This window comes from Corynebacterium sp. HMSC077G07, assembly GCF_001809225.1.
GTDB lineage: Bacteria > Actinomycetota > Actinomycetes > Mycobacteriales > Mycobacteriaceae > Corynebacterium > Corynebacterium jeikeium_D.
This window is the reverse complement of the sequence record NZ_KV796550.1, coordinates 47,597-64,963: the sequence shown is the minus strand read 5'-3', so window position 1 is coordinate 64,963 and position 17,367 is coordinate 47,597. Positions and strand designations below refer to the sequence as shown.

The following is a 17,367-nucleotide window of genomic DNA, read 5'->3' as shown; positions in this document are numbered from 1 at the left end:
GACACCTATGTCACCTCATGCCGCCTCCACAGATGGCACGAGGTGACATAGGTGTCGTGAAGTGTTTTTTGGGTGGCTCTGAACATGCTTCGCCACAAACTCGCCACCAGCACAACCGCCATCCACAGATTTTCCCCACCTCCCCACCGGCTAAAATTGAGGCCATGTTTGCCATCATTACCGTCACCGGCGAGGATCACACCGGCATCATCGCCGCCGTCACCACTGCTCTGGCGGAGCAGGACGTCAACATCGTCGATGTTTCCCAGACCCTCATGGATAAATGGTTCACCATGATCCTGCGGGTGGAGTTCAACGAGAAGGCCACCCCCATCAGCACGCTGCAGGGTTACATGGATTCCGTCGGCAAGCGGGAGGGGCTTGTCATTCGAATCCAGTCTGAGGCGCTGTTCAACGCCGTCAACGAGATTTAAAGGGCGCGACCAGGATGGATTTCAACTTCGCGCAATCTAAGTTCCTCGACACCATTGACATGATCGAGAAGTACCGTCTGGATATCCGGACGGTCACTATGGGAATTTCCCTGCTCGAGTGCTCTCGCTCTGAAATGGAAGCCACCGCACAGGCGGTGTATGACCGCGTGACCACGCAGGCCGCTCGCCTCGTGGAGGTCTGTGAGGGTATCGAGGCGGAGCTGGGCATTCCGATTGTCAATAAGCGCATCTCCGTCACACCGGTTTCCCTCATCACGGCCGGTTGCGAAGGCGATCCCACCGTGGTGGCCAAGGCCCTCGACCGCGCCGCCCGCGATTCTGGCGTGAACTTCCTCGGCGGCTACTCGGCGCTCGTCGAAAAGGGTGCGACGACCAGCGAGAAGCGGCTCATCGACTCCATTCCCCACGCTCTGAGCGAGACCGAATTGGTGTGCAGCTCGGTCAACGTAGCGTCGTCACGCGCGGGCATCAACATGGATGCAGTGCGTCGCATGGGCGAGGTAGTAAAGGAAGCCGCGGCGCAAACCGCTGACCGCAGCTCGATTGCCTGCGCAAAGCTGGTGGTTTTCGCCAATGCGGTGGGCGACAATCCGTTCATGGCCGGCGCGTTCCACGGCGTCGGGGAGCCCGATTGTGTCGTGTCCGTCGGCGTTTCGGGTCCGGGGGTGGTCGATCGCGCGCTCGGCGATCTGCAGGGCGCCAGCTTCAACGAAGTCGCCGAGGAGATTAAGAAGGCGGCGTTCAAGATCACACGTACGGGTCAGCTGGTCGGCACGATGGCGTCGGAGCGCCTGGGCGTGCCTTTTGGCATCGTGGATCTCTCGCTCGCGCCGACCGCTGAGATGGGTGACTCCGTCGCTCACATCCTCGAACACATGGGATTGGAGCAGGTCGGCACGCACGGCACCACTGCCGCGCTCGCGCTGCTTAACGACGCCGTCAAGAAAGGCGGCCTGATGGCTTGTTCACGCGTCGGTGGACTGTCCGGGTCGTTCATCCCGGTCTCTGAGGACAAGGGCATGATTGATGCTGTTCGCGCGGGGTCGATCAGCATGGACAAGCTGGAGGCGATGACCTCTATCTGCTCGGTGGGCTTCGACATGATTGCGATTCCGGGGGACACGCCTGCGACCACGATTTCCGGCATGATTGCCGACGAGGCCGCCATCGGTGTGATGAACCACAAAACCACCGCAGCCCGCCTCATTCCGGTGCCGGGTACCAAGCCGGGCGATGAGGTGAACTTCGGTGGTCTGCTCGGATATGCGCCGGTCATTGATGTCAATGCCAAGGGCAATGCCGAGTTCATTGCCCGTGGCGGCTACATCCCCGCCCCGGTGCACGGGTTCAGGAACTAGCGGCTTCGGACGAGGCTCCTACGATTGCAGGCGGCGCCCATTAGCGTCATAGGCGTAGGAGCCGCTACCGACGAGAATCAAAATGAACTCGATAAATGCCCAAATGCTGACGCCAATGATTAGGAAGAATCCGACCAGAAGGATAGCCGTAATCCAGCCGAATACCGTCAGTGCTAGTTGAATAGCACCACGCGAGTTGTGCCCCAGGTAGAAGTTGTGAACACCGAGGGTACCCAGGAAGAAGGCAAGCAGAGCCGCTGCAATCTTGGACTTATCCGAGACAGGAGCACCTGCGCCTCCGTAGCCCTGGTGCGGGTTTGGGCCACCGAAGCCAGCGGAATACGCCGGCGCCTGCTGGTTTGGGTAACCACTCTGATACGGGTTCGAGTACCCGTTGTGGAAATTGTGCTGGCTCGGGTCCTGATACCCCTGCCCCATGTTCGGCTGCTGCGGTGGGTACGGATCCGAGTACGGCATACCGGAGCTGTAAGCACCCGAGCTGTCAGCGAACTTTCCCCGGGACCTCGGCATACCGTCTTCGTCGAAATCTCCATATGGGTTTGTCGGATTCGTCATTGCACCCTACCTTTTCGACTAGATTATCCGGTCATGAACAGCAGTTCCTTGGGCGATAATAACCGGTTCTGTCAGACTGCTTCCTGCAATTTTTGTCAATTTCTTTCGAAACTTTAGCGAACCTGTTGTTTTGAAACATTAAACACCAGTTCTTGAGCAAGATTCTAACAGCAAGTCCCCGTCGGGGGCGTCTCGCACATTTCGAGCTGCCTCTACCGCGCCAGCGATTGCTCAATCAGTTCGCGAGCCCAACCCTCAGTCCAGGCCAGCGGAGTCGTCCCCGGAATTGCCACATCATTCGTGGCGTAGGTCGCGTGCGCACCCGCGCCGGTAATCATCTCCTGCGCTCGTGCAATCGCATCGGCCACTCCCGGAGGCACATCACAGAAGGAGTCCGATGGCACGCAGACATTCTGGACCTTGTCATTAAGAGGACCAAAGCCGTCTCGTGGACCGCGCATCGTCGCGCCCGGAACCACAGCCTGCACAATGCCGCCAAGCGGCTGCAATGACAGCTCGACGCCCACACCAGCCAGCGGAACGCCCTGGTTCACGCCCTGATTGGGGTCACGCCGCGGGTCGCCCAACAGAGCCACGCCCGCAATGCGCTCGGCCGGAACGACACCGCGGCCATTGCCGATGTCAGAGGCCAAATCACCTGCAATAGCGGCACCCTGGGAGAAGCCCATCAGGACGAAGTCCGTCAGTGGACACTGCCCGTGCAAGTCAGCCATTTCCTTAGCGGTGACATCGCGCCCGACTGCCTGCGAATCATCGTAAGTGAGTTGGTCGGGCAGCTGATGCGTCTTGATCTGTGCCGGGTACGGCGTAGTCCAGACCTTGACATCACCCTCCGAGTAGGACCCTGAGATCGAGTTCGTCAGGCCAAGCAGCAGCGAATGCGGGTTCGCGGTCGGGGCCATCGGATCATCGTCAGCACGCGATTCCGCAGTTCCGGGCACGGCGATAACTTCTACCGCCGGGCACCACTCGGGTTGTTCGGCCAGAACCCCGCCATCGTCACCGGGGGTCGGTGGGGTTTGACCGCCTTGGTCGTCGTTAAGCCATTGCACTACGCCGAAGCCAATAGCGGCCACCAGCACAATGACCGCCAGAATTGTCAGCACTTTACGCATGAGTGCTAGCAATACGCCTTTTTAGCGGAGCTTGCAATAGTCTTCGCCACTTCTTCGGCGCTTTCCTGTGAGCGCCCCTGGGCGACCAGCTGCCCGGCAATCGCCAGCGCGATGACTTCACGCTCCTCCTCCGGTGCGTCCGCGCATGCCGCGCGACCTGTGCCGATGAGCTGATCCTCCACCCCATCAACATCGATTCCCGCTTTTTCCAGCGCTCCGAGGTATGAATCGTCCGCCTCGCTGAGCTTCATCTGCCCATCGGGCGCTTCGTCCACGCGCTTAGCTTGGGGATCTGTGATCTCCGGCGCAGACTTTTCGCTCGACTTCGGCGCAGAAGTCTTCGTGCTTGACGACGTCGTGGAGGTCTTCGTAGTCGTCGACGAGGTGACCTCCGAAGATTCCACTGTGGAACTGCCACAGGCGGCCACTCCGAAGGTCAGCAGCGCAACAGCTGTGGTTGTAGCCAGTGTCCGGAAGGACTTGTTCATGGACATTTGTCTATCCCTTATTCAGTGCCCTGCTTTGGTTGGCTTACTTGTCATCACCGTTGTCGGCGGCTGGGGCCGGCGCTTCTGGCTTATTGCGCTCTTCGACAATCTTGCCGTTGAGCTGACGAATCCAGCCACCCTCGAACTGCTGCTCAAGACCGCCGGCCTTGACTGGCTGCAGTGGGCCGACCGGGTAGCCGAACGGGCCATTTTCGTAGCCAGTGCTGCCCCAGTGGTCAGTGATGTCGTTGGAGCGCACCGGCTGTGCACCAGTTTCCGGAGTCCAGTAAATGGCACCGTGTTCGAAGCGCTGGAAAGCGCCGCGGGCGAGCTTGACCTCGTCGCCGTCGACAGGCAGACCCAGATCGGACTCAGCGCCACCGAGCTCCTTGTAGACACGGCCGATTTCACCACGCACGATGCGAGGTTCTTCGCCGCCGATCTTGACGATGGTGCCACCCTGGAAGTCCTGGGCGACACCGCCCGGAATATCGCGGTGGTTGGCGACTGGGTAGCCCAGCGGACCGGTCTCGAAGCCGGCCTTGCCCCAGACGTTCATAATGTCGCCGGTGACTTCGTGGGCTCCGCCTTCCGGAGTCCAGTAAATCGAACCCTTTTCGAAGTGAACGAAGAGTCCCGAGCCATCCGGCGTAGCCAGTTCGTTGGTCACTGGGTAGCCGAGCGGCGAGGACGGACCACCGAGCTCGTTGTAACGCGAACCGATGCGCCCCCAGACCACATGTGCCCCGGAATCCGGGTGCCAGTAGGCGGTACCGCCGGTAAAGTCCTGAGCCACGCCATTCTTGGCGACACCATACTCATCCGACAGGCAGGTGCCAATTCCCGGCAGAGATGCAACGGCCTTCTCAATCTCGCCACCTACGCGGCAGACAGCGCCACGATCGGACTCCGGCAACTGCAGTGCATCGGCCAGCGTTGGCCAGGCCTGACTGACCTCGAATTGCCAGTACGGCCAGGTGTGAGTACCCGAGCTCCGGAAGTTCACAACCGGCTCGACGCCCTTTTCGCGAGCATTTCGGATGAAGGTCTCACTGGTCATGCGGGAAAGCACTTCCAATGCGTAACCGGTCGGATTGTCCGGCTTCGTCGGATCGATCTGCGACGGCACGTCCCACTCACCGGTGTTGCCGTTACCCGCCGAGATGTACAGCGACATGCCCTTGAGCTTGTCGATGTTCAGCTTCGGATCATTGTCCTTCCAACGCTGCGAACCGAGCGGGCCCCACATCTTCGTCGCGTCATAGCCACCGGTGTTCTTCATCGCCAGAGAGATTGCCTGCGGCATGCCCGGCGAAGTCATATCCAGGTAACCAGAGAGGCTACCGGCAAACTTCCACAGCTCCGGAGAGTGTGCTGCAACGTTGTAAGCACCGGTAGCTCCCATGGAGATACCGATAATGCCGCGTTCATCGTTGCCGCGGAAGCCGTTGGTGATAACCGGCACGAGCTCCTTAGTAATGAAGCTCTCCCACTTGTAGTTCTGACCGTTATCCGGCTGATCCCAGTCAGAGTAGAAGGACGATGTACCGCCGGCGGGCATAACCACCAGGACATTCTTGTCCTCGTAGAAGCGCTCGATATTGGTAGCGCGAATCCAACCGGAGTAGTCATCAAACGATGCCATACCGTCAAGGTGATAGACGCTCGGGAATGTGCGCTCCTTGTCGCGGTACCAATCGCGCGGCAGCAAAATCTCAACCTGAATTGGCTTCTCCGGCATGGCAGCCGAGCGAATGTGCGCAATGACGTGGTGATCTGTGTACCACTCGACCTTGTCTACGCTGACTCCGCTGGGCAGGTTCGCCACTGCGGGAGTATCGACTTTAAATGGCGTACGCTCCGGCCCTGGCATCGGCTTCGGCATACCCAGGCCAGGTAGCTGCGCACCAGCAGCTTGCGCTGCTTCAGCGGCCTTAGCAAGGTCTCCCAGGTCTTCAGATTGAGCCAACTGCCCCTGAACGGCCTGAAGTTCCTCGTAGCTAGGCAGACCTGGCTGAGCTGGCTCGGGAGCCGCCACTGCAGCAGGGGCACCGAGAGCGAGAGTCAACGGTAGTGCCAAAAGTGCGGTCAACGCCCGCGATGACTTCCGGCTGTTGCCGAGGCCACCACGGAGGAATCTAGCGGTTACGCGCATAAGAGGGCTTCCCTTTACAAAGTCGCTGGTTGAAATTATTTGAGACGTTGAGTGTTGCACCGGCGCCGGTTAGGCACCTGCAGATAGCATCACGCGGCGCTAGAGCTATGCGTTTACCGTTCGGCTTCGCAGAATTACGTGGTGACCAGCAACGTATCCGAAGGTTCCCCTCCTCCGGCGTGCCGCTGCACGAAGAATCTCACACACGTTCTGCGAAACAAACGGTATAGCTACCTGAATAGCTTCACCCTTTACTTTAAGGTTCGACTCTCATGTTTACCCTCTTACGGGTAAAAACCGTGGAGACACACGCAAAAGGAACTGAATTCAAGCTTTGACAGCGCAACTCTTTGCGCCCCTCTGTAGGCCGTTACCCACACCTTCCGCTCAGCATCCAAACCCGGACTCGACACAGAAAAAAGACCAATCCCAACAAAAGGATTGGTCTTTCTTCAAAATTGAGACTTCTTAAGAAGCTAGCCCCTTTAAGAAGTCATCCAGCACCAGCGCTAGGTCAGCGCGCCAGAGCGCCCTGAAATAACTATCGACCTAAAGGCCCAGCGCCCGAAGAATGTGCGGGCGAGCAAGCGCGGCATCACGGCCCCACAGCTCCCACGAGTGGATACCGTTCGGGCTGTAGACAAACTGCACATTGAGGCCGGCAGCGCGAGCGTCCTGCTCAAAGCGCTGCGTCGAAGCGCGGGAGACGGACTCCATTACGGCACGCCAGACAGTGTCAGGGAGCTGCGGCACCGGACGGCTCAAGACCTCCGGATCACTCCACAGGCTCTGAACACCCTGGGCGGAGGAAATATACATCGGCAGCCCCCGGAGCTGGTCCAGCTGCAGCGATGGATCATGAGCACGCCACTGCTCCGAAGCAGGAACCGGAAGGCCCCACATGCCAGTCGGATTCACTACACCAGTGCTAGCCACCATTGCAGTAGCGCCGGTCGCAACAACTGGGTTGGACATCTGGTAGTAACCGGACAGCGAAGTAACCTGCTTGAACTGATCACGGTGGCGGGCCGCCAGAGAAACCGCCGCAGCCGCACCCATGGACAGACCAGCGATTGCGTTGCGGTTCGGGTTGACACCAAACTCACGCTGCAGATAGACCGGCAGCTCCTGAGTCAGGAAGGTTTCCCACTTCTGAGTCTTGACCCCTTCGGAAGTCACGGCCGGATCGCTCCAGTCGGCATAGAAGGAGCCGTCGCCAGCAGCCGGCGCAACCAGAGTGATGTTGTCATTGGCGAAGGTCTGAGCAATGTGACCCGACCAAATCCAACCGGACGCGCCCTTATTAAAGCCCCACAGACCGTCGAGCATGTACAGGGACGCATCGCCGCCACCAGTAGCCGCCTTAATCTGAACCGGAATATTGCGGTTCATAGCCGGCGAGAAGACCTGGCAGTACTGAACCCACCAGTTGTATGGATCCCACTCACAGCCTGGACGCAGTCGATCACGGTTTGGATCAGCACTCGCATCCTTCGCGGATGCGAGCATGATGCCACCAAACACCATTGCAACAGCCACAAGGGCAGCTACGACCTTCACCGTGAAGTTACGACTCACTGCAGTAAAGCTCATCGTTCTCCTCTTTACTTTCGGACTTACCTCCGCGCCAGACTTTTCGGAGGCAGTCGCTTACGCGAGCTTTCGCTTTTCTGCTTCCAGTTGTGACGCGACAACTGGAGACCCCACAAAAGAATCTCGAGTATGTAACGATACTCAATCGTTTCCCTACATCCAAGTTTAAATCGTAATCATTCCGTAATATTTCTCACATTTCTCCCCAAAACTATCCACCACAAGGAGAAACAATGTTTACCAGCATGGAATTACAAAATTGTAATTCTGCCCCCGGCTGATCCGTAGGACTAACTGAGAAACCTAAAACACGCCTACAAGAACCCCAAACACAACCTAAGTACTAACGAGGTACAGAAAAGCCCATGCACCCCTCGGTGCATGGGCTTTCAGCTACCACCCGAACCCGACGAGAACCCGACGGAAATCGCAGTTCGCTTAAAGGGAAAAGAACAGGAAACTACCCCAGAACTGGAACAGCGTAGACAGCGATGGCAATGGACAGCAGCCACAGCACAGCCAGTGCCTGCAGCGGACGGTCCTTGAGCGCAATCTCATCCGGGCTTCCTGCATCACCACGGTCAACGTCGGCTGCGAAGCGCAGGATGGCCACAGTGAATGGAACCATCGAGATCTCGTACCAAATAGCCGAAGTCGACGAAGTGCCCGGCGTGCGGCCCATCTCAAAGCCCCACAGCGCGTAGCTCAGTACCACGGCGGTCGCAGCGAGGGTCCACACAAAGCGCAGGTAAGTCGCGGTGTAACCCTGCAACGACTTACGAATCTTCTTACCTGTGCGCTCCGCCAACAGCAGCTCAGCGTAACGCTTACCGGCTGCCATGAACAGCGAACCAAAGGCCGCAACCAGCAAGAACCACTGGGACAGGTTGATGTTGGCAGCAACACCGCCGGCCATTGCACGCAGCATGAAACCCGAGGACACCAGCGCAATATCAATCACCGGCTGATGCTTCAGACCAAAGCAGTAACCGAGCTGCAGCGCAATGTATACAGCCACAACAATTGCTAGCCCCGGCCCCTCAGAGGCAAACCAGGACACCGCAATCGAACCAATAATCAGCGCGACCGCCATAATGTACGCCATGCTCACCGGCAGTACGCCAGCGGCAATTGGGCGGAAGCGCTTGGTTGGGTGCGCACGATCAGCCTCGACATCGCGGGCATCATTAATCAGGTAAATCGACGATGCTGCCAAACAGAAGGCCACAAACGCCACCAGGATGTCGACGGTCAGCGTGCCGATCGAACGTCCCGAGTCCATGATCTCGTTGCCGGCTGCCAGTGGAGCCGCAATGACCAGGACGTTCTTCACCCACTGCTTCGGGCGAAGCGCCTTGATCATGCCGTCCAGCAGATTCTTCGGCGGATGCCCCTGCGGGTGCGCAGGCTCATCGATACCGGAAGTGTGCGGCTCGGACCCAATCCTTGATTGAGAAGCTCGCAGCTGGTTGGCCGACACATTGGCCAAGTTGTCGTTCTCCGCCTGTGTCACTGTGCATTCCTTTCCGCAATGGAGGGCTGTCCACCCTGGTTATGCTGCGCCTTTTTCGGCTCGATGACCTTATCACCTATCTTGTCCACCGCAAGAGCAGTGGCTGTACCCAGCGCTGCTCCGAGAGCGACATCGGTTGGGTAATGAACTCCCAGCACCAGGCGGGAGAGCATGATTGCCGGCACACCCACAGCCGGGGCTGCCGGGTAACCCAACTTTGCAATCCCCACCAGCGCCGCCGTCGTCGACGTCGCGTGCGAGGACGGGAAACTCAGCTTGCTCGGCGTACCAACGCCGATTGCTATACGACGATCATGGGGACGCGGGCGACGGACAATGCGCTTAAGCACCACCGATGCCGCATGCGAGGTAAAGGCGGCCACACCGACCTTTGCCCAGCCAATGCATCGCTCCTTATCCACCGCCGCCCCGAGGGCAGCGAGCCCCATCCACCCAAGGGCGTGCTCACCGAAATAGCTCATGGCACGCGCGGTGGGCAGCACACCCGGGACGTCGTTAAGCGTGTGCTGAATATTAACGAGAACGTCGGACTCACCGAACGGATCGCCTTTAATTTTCGAAGACATTCGCCCAGGCCTTCCTACTGGTCAGATCGTCATAGGCTGCGCGGTAGCGTGCCTGCATTTGCTCGAACCGCTCGTCAACCTGCTTTTGCAGCTCCCAGGATTCTTCCAGCAGAGCCTTGGCCTTGTCGCGGTCACGCTGGCGATACACCACGCCACGGCCGTCAGCGGTGGTGACCGTTGCGCCATCCAGACGCGACAGGGAGAACCAACGAGCCTCCAGCGGCGCCAGGTTTGCCTGCGGCACCGCATGGTGCTCGGAGTTTTCCGGGCGCACGCTGTGAAGCAAGCCCTTGGCCAGCCAACCGACCTTCTTCAGCTTGCCCAGGCGACCACCGACATCCTTTGTCGGAATCCCCGGAATACCGGAGGGCTTTGGCAGATCGCCTGCACTCGGCAGCACAACCGCGTCGGGGAAGCTCTTGCGCAGGGCATTGATGCGCGGCAGCGAAGATTCGAGAATGTCGAACAGATGCTCCGGACCTGCCAGGAAGTCCTTCATGGCTTCGTTTTGGATGGCAACAGTGGAGTACTCCAGGCACAGGAGGTGCTTGAATGTGGCCTTGCGCATGGAACGCACGATACCGGCAGCATTGCCCTCGTGCTGAAGAGCCGCGACAATCAAGCGGTTGCGCAGGTGGAAGTACGCCTGCCAGTCAATGGCGTCGTCCTTGTCCGACCAGGCCATATGCCAAATTGCGACGCCCGGCCACGTGGCCGTCGGAAAGCCTGCCTTGCCTGCGCGCAAACCGTATTCGGCATCGTCCCACTTAATAAACAGTGGCAGCGGCTGACCGATCGTCTCAGCAGCGACGCGCGGAATCAAGCACATCCACCAGCCGTTGAACTCAACATCGATGCGACGGTGAAGGTCCTTCGAATCAACAACCTCACCGGTTGCGTTGGTGCCATGCTCCCCGCGATCGCGCAGCGGGTGCGCATAAAAGTCGTGGTCATAGTGGACGTGCGGAGCGGAAGTCCACATGAAGTCGTGGCGGCCGATAACTTCACCCATCGAGTGCAAGTGGCTGCGCTCCTGCAGGTTCAGCATCTGACCGCCGACCAGCATCGGGGACTTCGCGAACCGGCCGACAGCAACCGCACGCAGAATGGAATCCGGTTCGATGGCGATGTCGTCATCCATGTAGAGAATGAACGGACTATCGGTCGCACGCTTCGAATCCGAATCCGGACCGCCCAGGGCCTCATACATAATGCGGGAGTACCCGCCGGAACCACCGAGATTTCCCTGCGGGAAGATACGCAGGCGGTCACCAAAGTGCTCGGCGACAGCATCGAAGCCCGGCTCATCTGCCGGGTGCTTAGTGCCCTGATCAGGCATCAAAACAGCATCGATGATGGCATCGACCTCAGGATCCGAGGACAGCGCCTCAAGAGCAGCAACTGCGTCGGTCGGGCGATTGAACGTCGGGATACCGATAGTGACGCGCCCCTCCGGCGCCGGGTGCTCCGTGCCGTCCGGGTACGTCTGGCTCGGCGCCTCGATATCGGAGTACCAACCTGCGGAGTGGATTACCACGTCCGTCTCACAGGTGAGGTCGAACCAAATCCAGCCGCCGTCTTCAAATTGCGTCAGCGGTACTGGAATTTCGCAGACGTGCACATCCTTGCCGTCCACCTTGGCTTCTACACCTTCGGCCGCCGCACCCAGATCACCGACAACTTCGCCGGTCACGGCGATGCGTGCACCGTCAATCTTCGAACGGTAAATGTCCACACGCGCAGTACCAGACAGCTCTAGGCGCAGGACAACATTGTCCAGATTCGTCCACCGGCGCCAGTAGCTGGCCGGAAAAGCATTGAAGTAGGTTTCAAAACTAACTTCATCACCCGCCGGAATAGTGGCTGAGGTGCGGGAATGTGCTTGCACACGACCGGCATTAGTCTCCGGCTCAACCAAGTAGAGCGAGCGGACATCACGGGGCTCACCCAACTTTGGCAGCAAAATCCGCTGCAGGCGTTCAACGGCAAGGCTTGACGACGTTGTCGGGGTATGTGTCCGCTTTTGTTCAGGCTGTGATGCCATGAGACGTATCAACCACTTTCCGAAAGGTCTACCGGGGGTGTTGCCGCCGATAAGTTACCGACGTTTCTATCTCATAGCATCCTAGTGCCCGTGGCGGATTGCCTCTTGTTGCCACGCTAGCGACAGCCCAGAATGTGAAAGCCCCTACGCGCTGCGGACTATCTGCTGCACATAGGGGCTTTTTCGTTCAGTTTGTAGTTTTAAGCTCCGAGGAAACCTTCGATGCGGGCCTTGGAGTTCTGGAGGTTACGATCCCAGGTCGGCCAATCGTGGATACCGGTCTGCTCGTATTCAAACGTGGCATCCAGACCGGAGGTACGAGCACGCAACTCAAACTCGCGGGTGGACAAGCGGGACAGCGACTCCAGCGCAACGCCGCCGGCCTTCGGGACGACCCGGTAGAGATTCTTCGGGTCACGAACCTCATCCGGAACACCATTTGCCGAGGTAATAACCAGATCCAGCCCCTTCATCTTCTCGACATTCAGGTACGGATCATTACGGACACGCTCCGCTGACATAGGCGCACCCCACATGTCGAAGGAGCTGTAGCCAGCCGACAGCTGAGCAGCCTCAATTGCCGTGGTCATACCCGGCGCAGTGGTGTGCAGGTAACCGGAGAAGGCAAGAGCCTGACCGAACTGGTCTCGGTGGTTGTATGCCAGCGACAGTGCAGCAGATGCACCCATGGACAGACCTGCAATGGAGTTACCAGTGCGAGAAATGCCGAACTCACGCTCAAGGTAAACCGGCAGTTCCTGAGTTAAGAAGGTCTCCCACATGTTTACAAACGGACCGTGCACACTAACCGACGGACGCTTCCAGTCGGTGTAGAAGCTACCGCCGCCACCACCTGGAATAACCAGGTTGACGTTGGATCCTTCAAAAGTACGTGGGGCGTTACCGTGCTCCACCCAGTCAGAGGCATCAGCCGGGCTACGCAGACCATCTAGCAGGTAGAGAGCCTTGTTACCACCATTGGCAGAGGCCACAATCTGAACCGGAATATTACGGTCCATGGCCGGCGAATAAACCTGGCACTTCTGGGTGAAGTACTGGTACGAATCCCACTCACAACCCGGGCGCAGCGAGCCTCGGTCACCCGCCGCGCTCGCGGCCGGCGCCATGGTCAATGCAGACGCGGCCACAGCTACTGCGGACGCAACGGCTGCAACCTTTCGACGCCAACCACGGAAAGTAGAGGTGATTTTCACGTGTGCATTCTCCTCACAATGTGCGATTCCCCACGGCCGGTGGGAACTATCAGGCGTGTTTCCGCTTCAGGGAATTACCTTAAGAAACAATAAATCTTCGACAAACTTACCCGCATTCACTGTCGTTTTCCAGCAGAACACGTCGAGACCCCACTTTTCGGCGGGTTCTGGTATCCGCATTTTTACTGCGCAAGCCCCCGCAGCTCGCGCGACTCCCGCGCCCCGCGCCAGGTAATAATCGCGCCAGCCGCCGCGATTAGCACGATGCCCAGCGCCATGGACCAAGTCACTCGGTCACCGGAAAACGCCCAGCCCAGGATTGCACCGATGACCGGGTCCAGTGCAAAGAGCGTGCCGACGACCGCCGCTGAGACAATCCCCGCAGCGATGGTGTCCATCACGTAGGGAATAACAGCGCCAATAAACCCGGAAATAACGATGGTGGCCCACATCGAACCGTCGACAAGCGGTGCAGCGGAAACAGAAAATGGCGCGAGCACGATTGCTGCGACGACCACTGACAGCGCCAGGTCGGGCATGCCGCCGCCCTCGGTGCTGCCCATTCGGGCGGAGAAGAGCGTGTAAGCGCCGAAGAAGATTGCACCGATTGCGGCGTAACCAATGCCGATAATGTCAAGGTCATTGGAGGGCTGGGCAATCAGGGCAACGCCGATGAAAGCGACGATGGCCCATAGGCGGGAGCGCCACATTTTCAGCCCCAGGAAGGACACGACGCAGGGGCCGAGGAAGTCGATGGTGACGGCGACGCCCTGCGGGAGGCGCGCGATGGCTGCGTACACCATCATGCTCATCATGCCCATGGCGATGCCGTAGACCACGATGTTGATGGCGCGGGCGCGGGTCATCCCGGACAGTTTTGGCCGGAACAGAACCACCATAATGATGGCGGCGGCGGTCATGCGCAGGCCCGATATGCCCGGCGCGCCGACCGTGGAAAGCATGCCAGTGACCAGCACGGCTGCAGCCTGGGTACCAAGAGAACCGATAAGAACCAGAATGACAGGTGCCACTGGCAGGGTGAGAAACTTGTTCACACGCTGCAGCAATGGCCCCTGCTGGGGAACTTCGGTTTGGGTTTTCTCACGCGACACTCGCGCAATACTAGCGCGGGAGCCGGAAGCGGCAAATTAGTGCCCGCGCTCCTGCTCGATTGCTTCGCCGTCGTTGAAGAACGGCGCAATCTTGTTGTCGAACATCGACAGTGCAGAACCGATTGCCATGTGCATGTCCAGGTATTGGTAGGTGCCCAGACGACCACCGAAGAGAACCTTGTTCTCCTGCGCTTCTGCTGCAGCGAGCTTGCGGTAGGCCTCCAGCATCTCGCGGTCTTCCGGAGTGTTGATCGGGTAGTACACCTCGTCGTCATCGTCGGCGAAGCGGGAGTATTCCTTAACAATTACTGTCTTGTCCTTGACGTAATCGCGCTCCGGGTGGAAGTGGCGGAACTCGTGGATACGGGTGTACGGCACATCCGCATCGTTGTAGTTCATCACTGGAGTGCCCTGGAAATCGCCGGTGTTGACAACCTCCATCTCGAAGTCCAGCGTGCGCCAACCCAGCTTGCCCTCTGCGTAGTCGAAGTAGCGGTCCAGCGGGCCGGTGTAGACGACCGGGGCGTCCGGGGATACAGCGCGCAGTTCGTCGCGCACCTCGAACCAGTCGGCATCGACAACGACGTCAATCTTGTCGGAGGTCACCATGTTTTCCAGCCAGGCGGTGTAGCCGTCGACAGGCAGACCTTCGTAGGTGTCGTTGAAGTAGCGGTTATTAAAGGTGTAGCGAACTGGCAGGCGGGTGATGTTGCCAGCCGGCAGGTTCTTCGGGTCGGTCTGCCACTGCTTGGCGGTGTAGTGCTTGACAAAGGCCTCGTACAGCGGGCGGCCAATCAGGGAGATGGCCTTTTCCTCAAGGTTCTTCGCGTCACGTGGATCCAGGCCATCGGTCTGGTCCTTAATCAGCTGACGAGCCTCGTCCGGGCTGTAGTACTTGCCGAAGAACTGGTTGATCAGCCCCAGCCCCATCGGGAACTGGTATGCGGTGCCCTTGTACATAGCGAACACGCGGTGCTGGTAGTCGGTGAAGTCAGTGAACTGGTTGACGTAGTCCCACACCCTCTTATTAGAGGTATGGAACAGGTGCGCACCGTACTTGTGCACCTCGATGCCAGTCTCCGGCTCTGCCTCCGAGTAGGCGTTGCCGCCGATGTGGTTGCGGCGTTCGACAACGAGCACGCGCTTACCCAGCTCAGTGGCGGTCCGCTCAGCAACGGTCAAACCGAAGAAACCCGAACCGACCACGATGAGGTCGTAGGTGTTGTCCTTGATGTCCTGTAGGGACTTCGGAGCAAATTCATTGGCAGTGGTGTTCTTTTCGCTACTCACGCCTTAAAACCTATTGCATTTCCATCCGGTTTGCGGGTGTACACGCGGGCTTTACGACGTCCACGTGAGCCCAGCCCAACGTTCGTTTGGTCACATTATTTGATAATTTTCCCAAAATTAACGAGGAAACACAGATGTCTCACTAGATTTTTTTAGTCACACTGGTAACATCCTCCTCAGAATTTTCTGTTGCTTTGCAACTTTCCTTCCCTTCGACCCCGGGTAGACCTCGGGTCGATAACCCTGTACCCCATTTTTTTGGAGCTTTTACCGTGCCAACTCGCCGTCGCATCAATGCCCCGTCGATGGGCCGTCGCACCTTCCTCTATGGACTGGCAGCTACTACTGCCGCAGCTCCGCTAGCAACATGGGGTATTCGCCAGGCCCCTACTCTGGTTGAAAGCCCAGGCGTAGGCCCCATCGCGGCCAAGATCTCAACATCGCCGCTGGTTGACGCTGTCACGATGATGATTGACGACGCAGCCGTCGGCACGCATGCCATTACCGATGCCCTGCACCCGCTTCGCGGATTCGTGAAGGACATCACCCGCGACGAACCGTTCTCCCAGTTCGCCCTGACCTGGCCGGGCGATGACAATCTGCAGCTCTACGTTCGCGCCGAGCGCGAAGACGGCAGCTTTGGCCCGTGGTTCCACGCTGATTCACACGGTCCGATGAATAACTCCGGGCAGTCCGGCACCGAGCTGCTGTTCGTTGAGCCCACCCGTCGCGTGCAGGTGTCGACTGTCGGCCTGAACCTCCTCGAAGGCCTGGATCCCCGCAACATCATTGGTATCGACAACCTTGACCCCGCCACTATCGGCGATTCCCTGCAGGACCTCGTCAGCGCTACGGCCGCATTGTCCCTCAACGCTGTCCAGGCAGTTTTCATCGACGGCGTAGAGCAGGTCGGCGAGGTTATTCAGCCAGTTGCGTACGAGTCGTCGATTGCCGGCGCGCCAAATGTAATCAGCCGTGCAGCGTGGGGCGCAGATGAGTCCATCCGCAGCGGTTCGAGCTCCTACAGCACTTTCAAGGGCGCGTGCATCCACCACACCGCGGGTTCCAATAACTACTCAGAGTCCCAGGGACCAGCCATTGTCCGTGGCATTTATGCCTACCACGCAAATACGCTGGGCTGGGGCGATATTGGCTACAACGCGCTGGTCGATAAGTACGGCAACATCTACGAGGGCCGCTACGGCGGCCTGGACAAGAACATCGAGGGCGCACACGCAGGTGGCTTCAACAACGGCACCTTCGGTATCTCGGTGATGGGCAACCACGACCAGCTGGAGATTCCGGATGCGGCCGTCACCGCACTCGGCGAGATGGTCGGCTGGCGCATGAAGGTCGGTGGCGTCGATCCGATGTCCACCGCCGCACTGACCAGCGCCGGCTACTCGAAGGCACGCTACAGCTCCGGCCAGACCGTGAACCTCCCGGCCATCTTCGGTCACCGCGACACCGGCTACACCTCCTGCCCGGGCACCTTCGGCTACCAGCAGATGGATGCCATCCGCGCTGCAGCCAAAGCCAAGTTTGATGGTGCCGGTGGAGCGGATATCGCCGGCCGCTCGACGGATCCGAACAACCAGGACGGAGAGGCCGCCAGCATTCCGCCGATTCCGGGCACCGGCGAGTCGGGCGACAACGGCGGTTCCCTCGGAAACGTGGAAACGCCCACGCCAGGCGAGGTTGTTGGTGAGTTTCTAACTGAATCCCTGCCAACCAACCCTGCCGAAGCTACGCAGACCTGGTTCGCACCTCAGAACTAACCCCCCCGCTTATCTAATCCAGGCATAACCACATCACATTTGTGGTGTAACACCAGATTTTCGCAATC

Annotated in this window: 14 protein-coding genes; 3 read left to right on the top strand and 11 right to left on the bottom strand. The window is 58.9% G+C overall.

Features of this window, described 5'->3' with window-relative positions; genetic code table 11:
- Positions 1-164: 164 nt before the first annotated feature.
- Positions 165-434: an ACT domain-containing protein gene (locus HMPREF2562_RS09985; RefSeq protein ID WP_016421638.1), complete on the top strand. Its 270-nt coding sequence runs from the start codon at positions 165-167 to the stop codon at positions 432-434.
- A 14-nt stretch (positions 435-448) separates the two neighbouring features.
- Positions 449-1,813 carry a PFL family protein gene (locus tag HMPREF2562_RS09980; RefSeq protein ID WP_070549947.1) on the top strand — a complete coding sequence of 455 codons (1,365 nt, stop codon included), beginning with the start codon at positions 449-451 and terminating at the stop codon, positions 1,811-1,813.
- 18 nt (positions 1,814-1,831) lie between these two features.
- On the opposite strand, the gene HMPREF2562_RS09975 is transcribed toward HMPREF2562_RS09980, so the two are convergent.
- From HMPREF2562_RS09975 to glf, 11 genes are all read right to left on the bottom strand, one after another.
- A complete protein-coding gene (locus HMPREF2562_RS09975; RefSeq protein ID WP_070549946.1) occupies positions 1,832-2,389 on the bottom strand; it encodes a TM2 domain-containing protein in 558 nt (185 codons plus the stop codon).
- Positions 2,390-2,601: 212 nt separating this feature from the next.
- The gene (locus tag HMPREF2562_RS09970) at positions 2,602-3,525 is read right to left on the bottom strand and encodes a cutinase family protein (RefSeq protein ID WP_049193155.1); all 924 of its coding nucleotides are present in this window, start codon (positions 3,523-3,525) and stop codon (positions 2,602-2,604) included.
- Positions 3,526-3,530: 5 nt separating this feature from the next.
- Complete coding sequence (locus tag HMPREF2562_RS09965) at positions 3,531-4,019, bottom strand: DUF732 domain-containing protein (protein WP_016421642.1); 489 nt, start codon at positions 4,017-4,019, stop codon at positions 3,531-3,533.
- Positions 4,020-4,056: 37 nt separating this feature from the next.
- Positions 4,057-6,168, bottom strand: a complete 2,112-nt coding sequence (locus HMPREF2562_RS09960) for an alpha/beta hydrolase-fold protein (RefSeq protein WP_070549945.1) — start codon at positions 6,166-6,168, stop codon at positions 4,057-4,059.
- 549 nt (positions 6,169-6,717) lie between these two features.
- Positions 6,718-7,761, bottom strand: coding sequence for an alpha/beta hydrolase (locus HMPREF2562_RS09955; RefSeq protein WP_070549944.1), 1,044 nt, complete (start codon positions 7,759-7,761; stop codon positions 6,718-6,720).
- A gap of 460 nt (positions 7,762-8,221) precedes the next feature.
- Entirely contained in the window at positions 8,222-9,226 is a 1,005-nt protein-coding gene (locus tag HMPREF2562_RS09950; protein WP_070549996.1) for a decaprenyl-phosphate phosphoribosyltransferase, read from the bottom strand.
- A gap of 44 nt (positions 9,227-9,270) precedes the next feature.
- A complete protein-coding gene (locus HMPREF2562_RS09945) occupies positions 9,271-9,861 on the bottom strand; it encodes a phosphatase PAP2 family protein (RefSeq protein ID WP_070549943.1) in 591 nt (196 codons plus the stop codon).
- Positions 9,845-11,905 carry a glycosyltransferase gene (locus tag HMPREF2562_RS09940; protein WP_070549942.1) on the bottom strand — a complete coding sequence of 687 codons (2,061 nt, stop codon included), beginning with the start codon at positions 11,903-11,905 and terminating at the stop codon, positions 9,845-9,847. The genes HMPREF2562_RS09945 and HMPREF2562_RS09940 overlap by 17 nt, the downstream gene beginning before the upstream one ends.
- 200 nt (positions 11,906-12,105) lie before the next feature.
- The gene (locus HMPREF2562_RS09935) at positions 12,106-13,119 is read right to left on the bottom strand and encodes an alpha/beta hydrolase (RefSeq protein WP_049171829.1); all 1,014 of its coding nucleotides are present in this window, start codon (positions 13,117-13,119) and stop codon (positions 12,106-12,108) included.
- A gap of 182 nt (positions 13,120-13,301) precedes the next feature.
- The gene (locus HMPREF2562_RS09930) at positions 13,302-14,231 is read right to left on the bottom strand and encodes an EamA family transporter (protein WP_239272136.1); all 930 of its coding nucleotides are present in this window, start codon (positions 14,229-14,231) and stop codon (positions 13,302-13,304) included.
- A gap of 36 nt (positions 14,232-14,267) precedes the next feature.
- Positions 14,268-15,464, bottom strand: coding sequence for a UDP-galactopyranose mutase (glf, locus tag HMPREF2562_RS09925; RefSeq protein ID WP_049171857.1), 1,197 nt, complete (start codon positions 15,462-15,464; stop codon positions 14,268-14,270).
- 329 nt (positions 15,465-15,793) lie between these two features.
- On the opposite strand from glf, the gene HMPREF2562_RS09920 reads away from it, so the two are divergent.
- Positions 15,794-17,299: an N-acetylmuramoyl-L-alanine amidase gene (locus HMPREF2562_RS09920; protein WP_049190956.1), complete on the top strand. Its 1,506-nt coding sequence runs from the start codon at positions 15,794-15,796 to the stop codon at positions 17,297-17,299.
- Positions 17,300-17,367 lie beyond the last annotated feature (68 nt).